Genomic DNA, 16712 nt, shown 5'->3' on the forward strand with positions numbered 1-16712 from the left:
CGCTGCCAGGTGGTGTCCAGCGCTTTGCTTCACTGTGTTTGGGATATTGTATGCCTGCAGGGTAGGAGATCAGCTCGATCAGCATCCCCCACGGTGCCCTTCCATACACAAACTGATTGCCTGCTCCATATCCGGCACAGTTATTCCAATATGGTCGATACCTCTCGTAATCCTATTATCCCTTCTTCCTTTATCCATAGAACATGCTTATACACTGCGAAATCCTTACCTATATGATTTACACGAAAAGAGGTCCGCTATAACCATCACTTCTTCCATCTGCGCCTAAGTCTGCTATTTTTTCATGCCAAATGATTCATAACTTATACTCTGCTCCATAAATGTAGACAACATGAATTGATTGTGATTTATTTCACTTATAATTTATTGCTGAACGTTTACGATGGGTTTATCACTTATATTACTCGCGAGTAACCTGTACTTCTATCCAATATTTCTGTCTATTCAATTCATCCAATACTTATTAACAACAGGAGGACACACACATGAATTATCCTTATGAAAAGCTGTTCACCCCATTCCGCATCGGAACCATGGAAGTGAAGAATCGAATTGTCATGTCTCCTATGGGAACCAATTCGGCTAGCCCCGATGGCCGCATCTCCCTGGAAGAAATCGATTATTATGAGGAACGCGCCAAAGGCGGCGCGGGTATGATCATTCTAGGGGCACAATTTTTGACGGAAGATCTGGCCCAGGGTGTATTGGAAGGCATTGTGGAGAAGGATTATGTCATTCCATTGCTCACGGATCTGGTCGATGCAGTCCAACGTTATGGCACCAAAATTATCGCTCAGCTCAGCTGCGGCACCGGACGCAACGCGCTACCAGACCGTTCGGGGAAACCTCCCGTATCGGCTTCGGCCATCCCCGCCATATATAATCCGGAAGTTCTATGCCATCCACTTACGGTGGAAGAAATAAAGACCATTATGGAGCAATTCGCCGATTCGGCAGCCAGACTGAAACGGGCGGGCTTTGATGGGATCGAAATTCATGCCCATGCCGGTTATTTGATCGATCAGTTTATGTCGCCGATCTGGAACAAACGTGAAGATGAATATGGCGGCACGACAGAGAAACGGATGCGATTCGCGGTTGAGATCGTAAAGGCCATACGCCAAGCTGTGGGTCCGGACATGCCCATTTTGTTCCGGATGGCACTGGATCATCGCTTTGAAGGGGGACGTACAGTCGAGGACAGTCTGGAGATGCTGCAGATTCTCGAACGTGCTGGCGTAGATGCCGTTGATATTGATGCAGGCTCCTACGAAAGAATTGATTACATTTTCCCGCCAGCTTACTTGGGTGATGCTTGTATGGACTATATGTGTGAGCCTGCTCGTCAGGTTGTGAACATTCCTATTTTGAACTCGGGAAGCCATACACCGGAGAGTGCTGTCCGCTTAATCGAATCCGGGAATGCGGACTTCGTCATGTTTGGTCGCGCATTGATTGCCGATGCCGAGCTTCCAAACAAACTGCGGGATAATTTGAGGGAGGATATTCGTCCTTGTATTCGTTGTAACGAGGAATGCATCGGTCGGATCATCGAACGGAATACCAAAATCAGCTGTGCGGTCAACATTCAGGCAGCCAACGAAAAACGCTTCGCCATTCATCCGGCGGAGACTGCCAAGAAGGTCGTTGTTGTAGGCGGAGGACCATCCGGTCTGGAAGCGGCACGTGTAGCAGCACTCAGAGGGCATGAAGTTACACTATACGAAAAAGAGGCCTCTGTCGGTGGACAGGTCACCAGTGCAGCAACCCCGGAATTCAAAGGCCAGTTACGCGCCCTGATTGGCTGGTATGAGCGGCAGTTAACACAGCTTCACGTGAAAGTGAAGTTAAATCATGAGATCAAGCCGGATGACCCGGCACTTGAAGCCGCTGATCATATTTTCATCGGTGCAGGAGCGGTACCTCTTGTGCCTCCAATCCCTGGAATCGATAACGATAATGTCGTGGGAGCCATTGAGGCCCATTTACAAAAAGAACTTGTGCGCGGCGAACATATTGTCATTACTGGTGGGGGTTTAACCGGTTGCGATCTGGGACTTGAGCTGGCTATGGAAGGCAAAAAAGTCACCATCATCGAGATGCGCCCGGAAGCGGGGCAAGATGTGATGTACATTAACCGTGCAACACTGATGCCTATGCTCGATCGCTACGGAGTGACCATTCTCGGTGGACACAAGGTCCTCTCCTTTGAAGCCAATGGGTTACATGCAGAGAGAGCCGATGGCTCCAAAGTATTCATTGAAGCGGATACGATCATTAACGCCTTTGGGATGAGAAAGAATACAACGATCGCTGAGCTGATCCGGGCCAAGTATGGAACCAAAACCAGCCTTATGGGCGACTGCGTTAAGATTGGCAAAGTAGGTACTGCCGTTCGTTCGGGATTTTACGCAGCGAGCGCCATTTAGCTCGTATCCAAAAAGAGCCAGACTCCGATAATACGGGTCTGGCTCTTCCTGTTGAACTCATTTAGCTTCGCTGTTGCATGTCCAATATGCCGTAGAAAAAGAGATCCTGCGTCTGCCGTGCCAACTGCGAAGGCGTTTCGTGACCCGGCAACAGCTTAATCAGGGTTAACCGTTCAATAATGGCCAGCAGACATTCCGCAAAGAAAATCGCATCAAGATCCTGCCGATAATATCCGGCTTGCTGTTCTTCAATCAGATTCTGTTCCATGAGTCCGGCAATCTCAGCCTTGATGCCCACGGACTCCGGGGACAGATACAATCCAATTCGGGTCAATGCCGGATTCCGTCCGAGGAATCGGTAGATCTGCTCCAACGAGGCCACGACCGCTTCCTTAAGGTCCTCCCTATTCTTTCCCGGCCCGATATGACTATCGCGAACTGCTTGACTGAGGCCATTGCGAAAATCTGCCACCAGCTCTGCAAAAGCAGCTTCTTTGCTCTCAAAGTACAGATAAAATGCAGGTTGTGTTAACCCTGCCCGAGCAACAATTGAACTTATTTTTGTTTGGTAGAACCCACTCAATGCAAACTCCTCTGCTGCTGCCTCCAGGAGACGAAGCCTGCTCTCTTTGCCAATAGCTCCTTGTTTTCTCACTTCAACCCCCAGCCCCTCTCTGCTCAGACATCCTGCTCTGTTGTCCAAACCTCTACTGTAGATTATACCTAATCTATGGGGCTACTGAAGTGAAGCTTTAGTGATGAATGTTCACTTGAGGCATAAATGAATGAAACGACTCCTCACCTCATTCTAAAAATCATGCACCGTCACACACAGCTGAATCGCAATGCCATACGGATCACGCACAATGCCGTATCCTGGGCTGAATTCATTTTGCTCGTAAGGTACCAGTACCTTCACACCCTCATGTTGCACCAGAGAATGATACAGTTGATCGATTGTACTTTTATCCTTGGATTGGATACATAATGATGTGCTGTTTCCCAGCTGCCATGCTCTCTCTGTGTCCATTGCTTCTTCCGCAATCATGATTTTGTTGACCCCAATCTCCAGTACCGAATGTGTAATATATTCATCTTGACCGGCAGGGTACTCGAAGCCCGGGTTCATCTCCTTCATCTCTTTATAGCTTTTCTTGAATATCACCTTGGCGCCCAGAAACTCCTCATAAAAAGCAATGGCTGCCGCCGCATCCCCGTTCATCGACAAAAATGGTATCACTTCAAAATTCATTATATTGCCTCCTTGTTCCTATTGGATTACACTTATCACTATAACTACGAAAGGTGCCAACTCATGGCACCATTAAGAGGGTTCGATATGAAAAAATCAGAACGCATGAACCAGATGCTTCGCTTTATTAATCAAAAACAACAGTTCACCCTGCAAGATCTCATGCAGGAGTTCCAGATTTCCAAGCGGACCGCGTTAAGAGATATCGCTTCATTGGAAGAGTTGGGTGCACCCATCTATGCCGAATATGGACGCTACGGCGGATACCGACTGCTGCAACAGATGCAGCTGCCTCCCATTTCGTTTAATACGGGTGAGCTTCATGCCCTTTATTTTGCAATGCAGGCCCTCCGCAGCTTCACCAGCTTGCCCTTTCAGGTTTCTTTCCGGACCATTCATGAGAAATTTATGAGCGCACTATCCGACAAGCAGCGACAGGATATTGAGAACATTCAACATCGGGTTTCCTTCCGACATACGGAGCAGATCCGCGATAGTGCGTATTTGGAGTTTTTGTTGATGGCTGCTGTGCAGAATATAGTGATCCAGATTACGTATCCTGGACAACGGAGATCACCTGATCAAAGGTCATCTGCTGCAAACCATCCTGATACTGAGCAATCGGATTCATCTTCGCGGCCACCCAACTCCAACATCCGCACGATCCAACCCATCACGATCTATGCCAGGAAAGGTTATTGGTATTGCCAGGCGTATGATCTGAAAAAGCAAGCATATCGTGTATTCCGTTGCGACCGCATCACTTCAGCTGAATTGTCCGACATCGAACCTTTGGCCCCTGTTATTGAACTTCATGTACAGGATACCCATTCGTTGTGGGAACCATCACAAGATGCTATTCCATTTCAATGTCGGATCGACGAAGCCGGGGTTGAACTTTTCCAGCAAGAACATTTTCCATCCATGCAGATCATACACGCCAACGAATCGGGCAATGAACCGGGACAAATGCTTCTTGTAGGTTCGTATGAACCTCATGAGCTTGATTTCATTGTGAGATATCTTGCGAGTTATGGTAAATCGATGAAGATTATGGAGCCCATCATCTTACAGAAAGCGTTAAGGCAGTACTATATGGACTTGTTGGATCATGTATAAAGATCATATTTCTATATCCATTTTACTTTACATGCCTTTTAGCTCCTGCTCATGGTCAACAACTTTTGAGATTTTCTTATTACCAATAGCTATTTGAACGATAATCTGCAGCACGATGATGATAGCCAAACCATAAAATGCTTGTATGAAGCTGCCTGTCAGGTCGTGGAGCCAACCAATCGCAAGCGGCCCAAGTGCTCCAAGAATGTAGCCACCGGATTGAGTCATAGCAGACCAGCTGCTGGCTTCCTGAGCATTGCTTGTCTCATCGATCGGTAACATCAGTGCAATCGGGAACAGTCCACCTGCACCAATACCGAGCGGGATCGCCGCGAGCCACGGGCTGACAGAGAGATTCAACATCAGGACACCAATCAACTCCAACATTGCACATCCGACAAGCCAAAATACACGTCTTTGGTACCGATGTAGAAGCATCGGAATGAATAACGTTGAGGGCAACGATATCAATGTAAATAACGTTTGGATGTTACCAGCAGTCTCCTGGCTATATCCCTGGCTTTGAATGACTGGCGCAAGCCAAGCGGTTAATGAATAGAAGATTGCTGCCATCAGCCCGAAGAACAATGTTAGCACCCATGCACGCCTGTTCTTTACCGGAAGTGATGCATGAATGACAGCTGAAGTTTGTCCAGATTGTCGCTCTGTGCGCGCAGACCAAGCTAATTTCAACCAGATCGGCAACGCAATGGCTGCGAGTAATGCCCATGTGGCTAAAGACCCTCTCCAAGATCCATCCAGCGTATGCTGGAGCGGAACCGATAATCCCACACTAATGCTGGCCCCCATCACCATTGCAGTAGAGTAGATGCCCACCATGGCTGCCACTCGGTTAGGGAAATACTGCTTAATGAAGCTGGACAAAAGCGGACCTGCCAATGCAATCCCTACACCGGACAGAAAAGAAGTGAACATCATCAATGGAGTTGCGCCCACGAACAAACGTAATCCTGTCCCTATCCCAATAAAGATTAAAGCCAGCACAATGGCACCTTCGTTCCCCCACCTTCTACTTAGTCTTACAGAGAACGGAGCAAATATGCCCATACATAATACAGGTAATGTCGTTAACAGACTGGCGGTCATACCACTCAAACCCAGATCATTCTGTATGGTGCTCATGAGAGGAGATATGGAGGTAATCGGTGGTCTTAAGTTCAGTGAAGCCAGAATAAGAGCCAAGACAATATAGAAAATTTTCATTATGAATCACCTCATGGTAGTAGTATTCTTGCCTTCACCAAAGATCCTATTTGTTAATACCAGGATCTTTGAGTGGTACATGACTAAGTATAGATTCATCATAATGATTGAACAATACTATTGTTTCTATTAAAATGATTACTAAAACCAATGATTAGAGGTGATTACATGGAGTTTCGTCAGATGGAAAACTTTATTACCGTGTGCGAGGAGCTTCATTTTACTCGGGCAGCTGAGAAACTTGGCATATCTCAACCTACGTTGAGTCAACAAATACGTGGGTTGGAGGATGAGCTTGGTGTTCCTTTATTTGACCGTGTCGGCAAAAAGATTGTGATGACCCAGGCTGGAACTTTGTTTCTGGAGCACTGTGTACAGATGATTCGGCATTTACAGAATACTCAGGATGCGCTAGCTGAATTCCGCAATGATCAGCGAGGTCGATTAGTTATCGGTGTTCTTCCATCAGATTTGGATTACCGTCTCACTCCACTGCTCGTTGATTTTCATGCCCGATTCCCCAAGGTACAATTGAAGGTGATCTCTTCGATCTATGTCGTGAATCAAGTATTGGAAAATGAAGTCGACATTGGCATCGAGATCACGTCTGCCCCTGATAATCGGCTTGTCCGCATTCCTTTGTGCAGTGAAGAATATGTACTTGTCGTTTCCGAGAATCATGATTGGGCTGAACGCAGCACAATTGAAATCCAGGAACTGCGTGATATCCAAACGGTGATGTTCCCCGAAGGATTTACGGGCAGAGAATTGGTCGACGGTTATTGCCGTAAATATGGATTCACCCTAAACACCATCATGGAGACCAGCTCGGCGACCTCCATCATTAGCCTGGTCAAAGCCAACGTGGGAGGAACACTGCTGCCTTATCCTCTGATCCAGGCCATGAATGAGCCCACGCTACGTTGTATTCGAATTACAGACGATCCGCCATACCGACACTTTGAGATCATCCATCGCTCCGACCGTTATCTGACACAATCAGCAAAAGCATTTATTGAGAAAACGATCGAGTATTTCAATTAAAGATGAGTTTAAAGGGAGAGAGACTGAAATGATAATAAGAGAAGTGTGTTTGTTGGCACATCAGATCGAGGCCATAAAGGAGTTTTACGGTACACGACTGGAGTTGGAGCTTGTGGAGGATGATACAACATTCGTTTCATTTCGTGTAGGAGACTCGGTCCTTTCATTCAAGAAGGCTCCAGAAAAGGAGAAGCCGTACTATCATGTAGCGTTTACGATTCCAACGAATACACTCGCTGATGCGAAAACGTGGGCCCACGACCGTAACCTTACGTTGCTTTCCAAAGATGGACAAGATGAATTTTATTTCCCCTACTGGGATGCAACAGCCTTCTATTTCTATGATCCAAATGGTAACTTGATGGAATTCATCGCTCACCACTCACTCGATAATGCAGTCAATGAAGCTTTCGAAGCGAAGCATCTGCTATGTATTAGTGAAATTGGTCTGCCTGTCGACGATGTTCCTGAGACGATGAGCACATTGAATGGGCATTATCACCTTGAACCCTTTGCCGGAGACGGGAAGAAATTTTCCCCCACGGGTGATGCAGAAGGCATGTTTATTGTTATTGATAAACAGATGCCCTGGTTCCCAGACGGCCGCATGCCCGGTATATTTGCCACTAAGGTGAAGGTTGAAACGGGACAGCCCGGTAGTCTACATTTACAGGACGGTTTGTACACAATTAAATCGATCTGATGTTAGAACGTACTAAGACAAGCTCAAGAGGGAGGTCCGGCTCAATACTTACCAAAACCATCCTCACACGTGATATCCGATTTGAGAATTTCGTACAGATTTTGTTTGGAATTCTCTAATTGTTTTTGTGCTTCTTCAATTTCTGATATTTTCGCTTGGATAATGCTCGCTTGATCATTACTTGAAAACCCGTCTTTAGAGATCATGGATTCGATCTCATGGATCGTAAAACCAACAGCTAAGCATTGTTTGACCACTTCTAGATGCTGAATAATGCTATCCGCATATATTCGATAATTATTATGATCTCTCAGCACATGTTCATCCGTGATAATATCTATTTTCTCATAGTACCGAATCGTGGATATCGGAAGGTTTACCCTGCTCGCCACTTCACTAATTTTCATATGGAACATCCTCATTTCTTTTTCTTGCTATAAAGTATACTTCATAGTTTACAATCCTGATAGTGAGACAGACGGAGATATAATTTATACCCCACTCTCACCAATATAGATACGAGGAGAGATTTCAATATGAACACGATTACCGGCCAATTCAACAAAACAAATGATTTTGATAACATCGTCTTGGAGCGCCATTCCATTAAAGTCTACGACCCTGAAGTGAAGATCAGCCGCGAGGAGATGACCGAAATACTGGCGAAAGCTTCACGTGCCCCTTCGGCCATTAACATGCAACCTTGGCGTTTTCTTGTTATCGACAGTGCTGAAGGCAAAGAGAAGCTTGCACCACTGGCCTCCTTTAACCAGACACAGGCACTAACGTCTTCCGCTGTCATTGCCGTGTTTTACGATGCCAACAACGTTGAATACATGGAAGAGATTTTCAGCAAATCAGTCGAACTTGGATATATGCCACAAGACATCATGGATATTCAGATGCAGCAGGTAAAACCTTATTATGCGAACATAAACGCATCCGAATTGCGTGATATGAACCTCATTGACTCAGGCCTCATATCCATGCAGCTCATGCTCGTTGCCCGTGCTCATGGCTATGATACGAACCCTATGGCCGGCTATGACAAAGACCAGATTGCTGAAGTTTTTGGCTTGGATAAAGAACGCTTCCAGCCCGTGATGTTGATCTCCATAGGGAAAGCAGCCAAAGAAGGCTATCCTTCCTATCGTCTCCCGGTTGAAACGATTACGACTTGGGCGTAACCAATAGTAAATTTCAAAACAAACATGACAATGGAGAACGCTATTTATGAGCATTACTCACACTCATTGCAAATCATCCTGTTGCTCATAGGCATACCGTTAAAAACTGATCTTGTGGAGAGTCATTAATATGTATTATCTCTGAATTAAGGATATAAGTTCATATAACAACTATTTTTGTATATTATTCTTGAGAAATAGATAAACTCTCTGTGCGTCCCTATAACATCAGAGTACTTATCCTATAGCCTCTGCTATCAGTCTTAGGATTTCATAAATGTGCCCTCTCCTCTACTGATTTCGACATAGGAACTTTAATGATAGATTCATAATGGATATGCTCATAATGGAAAGGTTTCATAACAAAAAGGGTCCTAATGACAACTGTCATCAGGACCCTTTTTACATAACTTAAATGTTCAGTGACATTATAGTTGGTAAATGAAAAATCGCGTATTATCGCACTTTTTCAGCGTTTTGACTCAAATTACAGTGCCATTATAGTTGGTAAATGAAATTATTCCATATTGAAAAGTTACATTATAGTTGGTAAACCCATAATAATACAATTTTTCAATTAAATAAATACGCTAAATTAAGTGCTTCATTGAGAAACGACATACTCATCACTCTTTTAACGAAAACAACATTTTAATCCAATTCTTCAGTAACTGATACTTATATACATCATTATTCGTTACCGATGTGAAATATTTTACAGAGCTTTTAATCAACAGATAAGTTTACTGATATTACTTACTCGCTGTATCCTTACTCATACTCTTAAGTTCATCCCTATACTCACCCAATAACAATTCGTTCAACTCTGAAAAAGACTCTAATTTCCCAATCCTGGATTCTATAATCTTTCGCTTCCTTTCATTTTCTTTTTGCCCTTCTCCCCAAATATCATCAATATCACTATGCAATTCTCGAAATATTAGAGAGAAGTTGTCTTCTTCCTGGAGTACTGCTGAATTTTCTAACCATTCAATTGTAAAATCATCAGTTGCAGCTAAGGCAGCTTGTTCAAAAACATATTTTAGCCACACACGCGTTGCTTCATCAATTCCATCGGCAATATCTAGCCACTTCTGAACTTCTTCCGGGAATTTGTCTGTTGTATCCTCTCTATTTTCAAAGAAGAAATGACGATCATTCTCAGGATCAAGTCGCGCTAGTGTTCGAAGTATAGGATCAAAACTTTCAAATGGCCTTGAACCCCTAGGGAAAGCTGATCTATGATTCCATAATTTTAATATCGTTTCAAAGCAACGTTCTTCTGCCTCTTGTTTCTGAATACCTGAACTATTTTCGGCGATTACAATTTGTTCCGAAATATAGTGCGCCATCCAACGAGCAAGAGTATCTACACCGTCATCCAAATTAAGCTCTTTGACTAGCGATTTGCCTAAGTTCATAGTACGTTTCTGTATCTCTGAGTCTTCCATCGGCTGAGAAGATAAATAATTTGCTAAGCGGTGGCTTATACTCATCTGATTCACTCCCTCTCATGTATGACTTCTGTCTATATCTTCTTTGAATTTGAACTTCAATAATTAATTCACTTTGGAATTCAATACAAAGTCTTTTTAGAAATGAGAGTGATGCTGTTAGTCGATTACCGTTGCGCGCTTCCTCATTTTCATGACTATCATGAATAGGCGCCCAGATTTCGCAAACTATTGATGCTCCACTCTCATCAGCCAAAGTCCATTCTCTCTTCTCATAGTCAGAAGATATCTTCATTCTCTCAGTGATTGAGCTCCCTATTTTATAAGGCGGATAGTCTACTTTAGCAGAATGTGGATCGAACTTTTCCAGACGCTTATATGCTTCTTCTTGATATACCCAACCTTTAAGCTTATGAGAACCAACTTCTATTTCCATTTCATCTTCTTCGTAAGCAGGCAACTTAAAATCATGAGGATTTGAACATGTGCTCAATGCATACAAAAGGGATTGAGCAGTGGCAGATGATACGAGAGAGCTTGCAATGTTGAAACTCTCGGATCTCTCACTATCTCCATCCTCCCAAGATCCGAACACGTTTAGCCATAGTTCTCCGTTTCTTTCAGACAATACACCATCAAGAAAATCATCAGTTGATAACTCTTCGCGCCAATCTGGATTTCTCACTTCATTAATCCAATCCCTTCTATACAGAGGAATAGGATCTCTACGGTCGTATAGCCAATAACCATCAATACGAGTCAATAAGTGCCTGTGTAACCACTCATACCACTCATCTTGGTAACAATCTGAACTGTGAACAACGGGCATCTTCTCCAACAGCCTCGAAGCTACGCCAAGCATAGCATGATATGACAGATAAAAATTATAATTGTCTATTCTTGGATAACTTCCTTGGCTATGATAAGTTTGTTGTTGTTCACTAGACGATCTCCACAATGAGTGACGCGGATCATTTTTATACCCTCCATCATGTTCCACATTCCATTCGTTAATAACAATATCGGTAACAAGATCCTCCACTTGTTTATTGGAGATACCAAATACTCTCCCTAATGGTTCAAACCAGTAGCTATCAATATCGTACCCATGATGAAAATCTAAACTAGTATCAATCGTCTCATTAGCATGCCAATAACTATCTCGCTTGTCCCAACGTCCATCTAATTCAACCTTATCGAATTGACTCTTCCCCACTTTTTGCAAAGATTCAACCACATCTTTGGAATAAGTCCCTGGGTAAGCCTTCTCTATATTGAGTGCAATATCAGTTGCATATTTTTCAATAAGCATATGAGGAGAAGATTTCAAGGCATATTTGTAGAACACATTGCTATGACGTAGTAAAATTTGCGGGTTATCCATGGATACTCGAGCAAATGAAATGAATAAATATAGTCTCGCATGTAAGTTATAGAAAGGAAATTTAGCCGCCCCAAATAAATCAACATTATCCCTTTCTAACCACTCTATTAATGCATCGATTTCTCCAGTACATTGAGCTTCTGCAAGTCTACGAACGCAATGAACTGCACACCATCTAGTTGAAGATTTTGGAGAACCTAAAGCCGACCAAATAAAACCTGCAAACGCACTATCCATTTGAACTGACGGTAAGAGCGTTTGTGTAAAGGGTCCATCAGCGTAATCAGAATCAATATGAAGTTCAAATCTTGATAATGCAAAGTCAAGTAAATCAGTTGCTTCCTGTGTCGAGATATGTTTTGAAGCAACGGCTACAAATCCAAAAAATGTACTTGCATGTACCAAATCTCCATGGGTTGCTAACCCTTCGATTATTCCTTTTTGAATAGAGGGTATGTTTTCCGCTCCTAGATGAAGTCTACTAGTGAAAAATGAAATTGATCCTCTCTCGAGCAGATACATTGCAAATCTTTTCCCTACGAATTGTAAGATTTGAGACCACTCAATTTTAATACTCATTTTGCGATGCCACTCATCGGGCACTAACCAAAGTGCATTTTCTATATCATAGAAATCAGCTTCATCAACTTTTATAAGCTCATACAAAAATTTCTTCGCTTCACTGTCCGGAATTCGTTTGTAGACTTCACTCCATAAGGATTTGCTGTTTCGCAAAGTCTGAGGAATTCCTTCATAACGTAGGATAGCTTGTCTTAATCCATTAGATGAGACCAAGTCCAAATCATGAAGTAGTTCGCTCCAATCAATTGCTGCGCTTTCTTCCAACTGAACAGGGAGCGAGAAAGTACTTTCACTTTCTTGCTTTGAAGCATTAGATTCTTCTTCAATAAACTGGCGATTATAAGCATTAACTTCATCCAACAGATCACTTTGTAAAGAATACTTTTTCGCCGTTTCACTAATTCTCTTCCAAACTTCCCCTTCTACTCCGTTTATCCTTAGTTCTCTAATGACTGAATCAAAAATATACTTCCGGTTTTCATATTCTGTTTCCTTCTCTATACAAAGTCTTGAGAAATCCCCTATTTCAAACTCTGTCATAAACGCAGACAGAGACCATGCTACAGCTGGTCCAACATACCCTCTTGTTACAATTTCCTCAGATAAAGCATTTAATTGTTGATTAAACCAACCAACTTCCCGGTCTCTCCATCTACTCAATGCTGCTATTCCAGTTATCGGAGACAATCGAATACAAGTTCTAATAGCCTCGTCTCTGTTCCAATACTTTTCTCGGGCTACATTTTCTCCAATAAGCTCTGCACAACGTATAAATCTGTAAGCTAAATCATTAGATGCAAATTCATCTACCTTTCTTTGGTTAGCTAGAGAAACAACTGCTTCCCATCTCTCGACCATCTCATCACCAAATTTAGAAACAGCATCGATGGCAAAATTGAAATAAACCGCCGCATCATCACGATTTACACTAATTAATGCTCTTGCAAGATCAATGTAGCAGTTTGCCCTTTCCTCTGGGCCAATGTCTGTAGCAGAAAGGATTGCTTCATAAGCACTTTGTTCAAAGTCTCGCTTTTGTTCAGCTAAGTGACTTAATCGAAAAGCAGAACGAACTAATTTCAGATGATCAGGAAGATATATTTTTTTATTTTTTATATAATCTTCATAAAAAGTCTTGATTGACATTTGTCCTAAAAATTCATGAAACATCAAGATGTCACAACATATTCTAGCTATTTCCGTTGGTAAACTATCATACTCTCTATATCGAATTGATGTTGCTGATCCTGACTTCTTTTTTACTTCCCCTACTTCATTATCAAAATCAAGAATGTCCCCTGCTAAACAGCGTATCCGCAGCACATACCAAGGTAATAATCCTCCAATTACCTCTTTTATTTCCCGTATCTCTTGTTCATCCTTATATTTTCTATTCTGTTGTAGATCCTTTGGAAGCAATTCATTAATATCAAATTCGAGATCTGAAAGTAATACTTTTTTTAATGCCAGGGCACGCATAAAAATTGCACGATCTTTATTATCGTAATCGCCTGTAATAGACCGTGAGGCACTTTGAGGGAAATAATGATTCAGAACCCTGATGATTTTCCCCTTCGGTAATTTGTTTGCTGCGCAAGATTCAAGAAATGAGATAAGAGATTGAAGTGTCGTGTCTTGAAAGGTATTTTGTATTTTTGAAATTCTAGCCCGTTTTGTAGTGAGTAAATCAAGGCAAGAGCAGATTACATCAGAATTGGGAATATGTCCGATATCTAAGGACTCATGTACAAAAGCAATTATTAAATACTGATTACGTGAACCAAGTTTTGCAAACTGCATTGCAGCAGATAGTTCCCCTAGGTCCATAAGCCGTCTAAATAGTTGCCTAGAAACATGATAGATAACCTTCTTCGGTCGCCAACTCATAAGAAATTTGAAGGCCCTCTCTACCCCATGTAAATTAAAATGTGCGTATACGAGTTCCATAATTTCTTCATTTTTTAGTTTTTCATGATGAAATGGAATATCTTCTTCTTTTTTCTTATCTCTATCCTGGAAGTATAGACTTAACCAGTTCTCAGCAGCCCTAAGAAAGCTTCTGGCTTCCCCTCTAAAATTATTGACTGTTGATAACAACGCTGCTGAGTAAACATTCTCTGATCCTCTCCAAGAACCACTAAACAAACGACGAAAAGCAAATTCCTGTACACGTTGTTCATCTTGTAAAGGCGCAATCAGATCAATATTGCTTACAAGAAGTTCGAACTGTCGTTTATCACCGGCTGCTTCTTCACCTGCTCGTAAAGCTAATTTTATTGCCTCAACAAAACTTTCTTGTTTCAACGAAGCCTTAAACGCAAATTGAAGACGAAATACTCGAATATTTCGCTTATCAATGGGATTATCGGGAAGATAATTATCGGATAAAGCTAATTCAACAAGATCGGTGTTCTTCCCTGCTTGTAATAACAGAGAAGGCATAGCAGAAGCGACATATGAATACTCGTTAGCAAATGGTTTGATTTGTTCAATTAAAAACTCTATTTGTTCCTTCGATGCTGCATAAGTTTCCCTAAACCAAGTTTCCGTAGGCTCATCTCTAAACTGAACTGAGGAATCAGAAAGCCATAAGGGACGTCCTATATCTGCAACAAAACTTCTTATAGTAGATTCCTCAACATCAGCTGCTCTAGATAGCACCTTCAGAGGAATAAAGGGAGGTAATGTCGCAAGACCAATACATATGGAATCGATTTGTTTTCTGTAGTTATCATGAAGTTTATCTCTTATTGAATCGATTGCTGACATTAATTGTCCTTCAATTTGTTCATCGACAGTGGATCCCATTTTTCCAAGACTGGCGAATACTTCAGTAAGCGTACTACCATTTAAACTTAAGGCATTTGACTGTACACGTGGATTGCCACTGGTAAGCCTATGAAATTCCAATCCATCCTCTATAGATGCTTGGATGTGATAGGACCTTAAATAATCAAAAGACTCTTTCTCCGAAAATGGCTTCAACTCAAGCCTTATGATGTTACTAGGCGGCTGGAGTAAATGTATGCGCTCAGTTCTACAAAGGGCAACTACTTTAACTCCTTCTATTATACGTTCACGGAGAAGCTCATGAGCAAAGCAGTTATCATTAAATTCTGCCGCAGCCATTTCAGCATTATCGGCTGCATCTAATAGGAACACCAGTACTGCCTTGCTATCTGATTTCTTCATAGCAATAACTGCAGTTTCAATTCTATCGAGGAACTTCCTCAATATATCTGTTTCAGATGCACCGGAATTCACTATAAGTGGATCGCAAAGACCTTGTACAGCCAATTCATTAACAATTTGAACAAATGCTTGGCGATGATGATGCCTAAATTCGCTTCGGTTACGATAACGTCCACCACCAAAGCAATCATATACTATACCCAAAGATCCAACAGGTAATGATTTAGCTAGCTGACGAGAAAATGTCGTTTTTCCTACTCCTCCAGGAGCGTGTATGATTATGGGGTCAGATGATTCTAAGATGGTTTTCAACAACTCTTCATGTTGTTCTCTATGTACGAAGGTTTCAAGTTCCTCAAACTCAGCTGGAGCAGGAAAAAGATCACGTTCGGAGGTTATGTTAAATTTCTCTAGTATTTCTTCACGGATAATGTCACCGTTGGTACCAGGTAATGCCTTATCGCGAACTAGCCCTGTTATACTCTCTATTTCTGGGTTATCAATGATTCCTGCAACTAACTGAGAGATTTCTACATGAAGTTTATACTTCTGTGTATTGTAGTCCCCTTCACCGTCAACGAATTTTATACAAGAACAGAATCTTTTTAGATCTTCACCAGTTAACTGAGTATATTTTGCTAATGTCTTTATATAATTCAAACTGGATTTTTCACCAGCAGATATTTTCTCAATATTATTTTTAAGATTGCGATTAATCGGTCTGTTTGTAACAATAGCAAAAATGACACCATCAATTTTTGCTGTGGAACCACTCATATCTAGGAATCTCTGAGCAAATCCTTCAAATGTTCCCTTAAGTCCACTAAGATCAAATGGATTATTTTTATGAACCGTAGTGTGTTTTAACTGATAGTATGCTACATCTTGAAATCCATCTCTCGTTAAAGAGCTAGAGTACTCAGCAACATCAATAACATACTCTCCTGCAAGTTTATTCTCCTTAGAACCCTCAATCACAATTCTATTGATTCGAGATTGGGGTGAGATTAATTGCAGACAACGGCGGGCAGCCCATCGATAGTGAAAAACATCACCAGCCCTTGAATATCTAACAAGTTCGTTCTCCATAAACTATCCACCCAACTATTCAGTATTTTTAA

General features: G+C 42.1%; 11 protein-coding genes. 5 read left to right on the forward strand and 6 right to left on the reverse strand.

Going from position 1 to position 16712, the window contains the following annotated elements:
* The first annotated feature begins 506 nt into the window (after window positions 1-506).
* On the forward strand, window positions 507-2450 hold the full coding sequence (locus tag OM416_RS22545; protein ID WP_264933210.1) for an NAD(P)/FAD-dependent oxidoreductase: 1944 nt from the start codon (window positions 507-509) through the stop codon (window positions 2448-2450).
* A gap of 61 nt (window positions 2451-2511) precedes the next feature.
* Here OM416_RS22545 and OM416_RS22550 read toward each other — a convergent pair whose 3' ends face one another.
* Window positions 2512-3105: a TetR/AcrR family transcriptional regulator gene (locus OM416_RS22550; protein WP_264933212.1), complete on the reverse strand. Its 594-nt coding sequence runs from the start codon at window positions 3103-3105 to the stop codon at window positions 2512-2514.
* Window positions 3106-3258: 153 nt separating this feature from the next.
* Window positions 3259-3702 (reverse strand): VOC family protein, encoded by a 444-nt coding sequence (locus OM416_RS22555; RefSeq protein WP_264933214.1) that lies wholly within the window; start codon window positions 3700-3702, stop codon window positions 3259-3261.
* 87 nt (window positions 3703-3789) lie between these two features.
* Between OM416_RS22555 and OM416_RS22560 the strand changes: the two genes are divergently transcribed.
* Window positions 3790-4821: a helix-turn-helix transcriptional regulator gene (locus tag OM416_RS22560; protein WP_264933216.1), complete on the forward strand. Its 1032-nt coding sequence runs from the start codon at window positions 3790-3792 to the stop codon at window positions 4819-4821.
* A gap of 27 nt (window positions 4822-4848) precedes the next feature.
* On the opposite strand, the gene OM416_RS22565 is transcribed toward OM416_RS22560, so the two are convergent.
* Complete coding sequence (locus OM416_RS22565) at window positions 4849-6045, reverse strand: CynX/NimT family MFS transporter (protein WP_264933218.1); 1197 nt, start codon at window positions 6043-6045, stop codon at window positions 4849-4851.
* Window positions 6046-6228: 183 nt separating this feature from the next.
* Between OM416_RS22565 and OM416_RS22570 the strand changes: the two genes are divergently transcribed.
* Both OM416_RS22570 and OM416_RS22575 read left to right on the forward strand, forming a co-directional pair.
* Window positions 6229-7089 carry a LysR family transcriptional regulator gene (locus OM416_RS22570; protein WP_264933220.1) on the forward strand — a complete coding sequence of 287 codons (861 nt, stop codon included), beginning with the start codon at window positions 6229-6231 and terminating at the stop codon, window positions 7087-7089.
* 28 nt (window positions 7090-7117) lie between these two features.
* Complete coding sequence (locus OM416_RS22575) at window positions 7118-7792, forward strand: VOC family protein (RefSeq protein ID WP_264933222.1); 675 nt, start codon at window positions 7118-7120, stop codon at window positions 7790-7792.
* Between the two features lie 41 nt (window positions 7793-7833).
* Here OM416_RS22575 and OM416_RS22580 read toward each other — a convergent pair whose 3' ends face one another.
* Window positions 7834-8199: a MerR family transcriptional regulator gene (locus OM416_RS22580; RefSeq protein ID WP_264933224.1), complete on the reverse strand. Its 366-nt coding sequence runs from the start codon at window positions 8197-8199 to the stop codon at window positions 7834-7836.
* A 129-nt stretch (window positions 8200-8328) separates the two neighbouring features.
* On the opposite strand from OM416_RS22580, the gene OM416_RS22585 reads away from it, so the two are divergent.
* Window positions 8329-8979, forward strand: coding sequence for a nitroreductase family protein (locus OM416_RS22585; RefSeq protein ID WP_264933226.1), 651 nt, complete (start codon window positions 8329-8331; stop codon window positions 8977-8979).
* Between the two features lie 752 nt (window positions 8980-9731).
* On the opposite strand, the gene OM416_RS22590 is transcribed toward OM416_RS22585, so the two are convergent.
* Both OM416_RS22590 and OM416_RS22595 read right to left on the reverse strand, forming a co-directional pair.
* Complete coding sequence (locus OM416_RS22590; protein ID WP_264933335.1) at window positions 9732-10475, reverse strand: hypothetical protein; 744 nt, start codon at window positions 10473-10475, stop codon at window positions 9732-9734.
* Window positions 10366-16680 carry a DUF4297 domain-containing protein gene (locus OM416_RS22595; RefSeq protein WP_264933228.1) on the reverse strand — a complete coding sequence of 2105 codons (6315 nt, stop codon included), beginning with the start codon at window positions 16678-16680 and terminating at the stop codon, window positions 10366-10368. Before OM416_RS22595 ends, OM416_RS22590 begins: the two co-directional genes overlap by 110 nt.
* Window positions 16681-16712 lie beyond the last annotated feature (32 nt).

The sequence above is a fragment of the Paenibacillus sp. LS1 genome (genome assembly GCF_026013365.1).
Lineage (GTDB): Bacteria > Bacillota > Bacilli > Paenibacillales > Paenibacillaceae > Paenibacillus.

Coding starts and splice junctions, on each gene's coding strand:
- OM416_RS22545 (WP_264933210.1), top strand. CDS start 507: ATGAATTATCCTTATGAAAAGCTGTTCACCCCATTCCGCATCGGAACC.
- OM416_RS22555 (WP_264933214.1), bottom strand. CDS start 3,702: ATGAATTTTGAAGTGATACCATTTTTGTCGATGAACGGGGATGCGGCG.
- OM416_RS22560 (WP_264933216.1), top strand. CDS start 3,790: ATGAAAAAATCAGAACGCATGAACCAGATGCTTCGCTTTATTAATCAA.
- OM416_RS22565 (WP_264933218.1), bottom strand. CDS start 6,045: ATGAAAATTTTCTATATTGTCTTGGCTCTTATTCTGGCTTCACTGAAC.
- OM416_RS22570 (WP_264933220.1), top strand. CDS start 6,229: ATGGAAAACTTTATTACCGTGTGCGAGGAGCTTCATTTTACTCGGGCA.
- OM416_RS22575 (WP_264933222.1), top strand. CDS start 7,118: ATGATAATAAGAGAAGTGTGTTTGTTGGCACATCAGATCGAGGCCATA.
- OM416_RS22580 (WP_264933224.1), bottom strand. CDS start 8,199: ATGAAAATTAGTGAAGTGGCGAGCAGGGTAAACCTTCCGATATCCACG.
- OM416_RS22585 (WP_264933226.1), top strand. CDS start 8,329: ATGAACACGATTACCGGCCAATTCAACAAAACAAATGATTTTGATAAC.
- OM416_RS22590 (WP_264933335.1), bottom strand. CDS start 10,475: ATGAGTATAAGCCACCGCTTAGCAAATTATTTATCTTCTCAGCCGATG.
- OM416_RS22595 (WP_264933228.1), bottom strand. CDS start 16,680: ATGGAGAACGAACTTGTTAGATATTCAAGGGCTGGTGATGTTTTTCAC.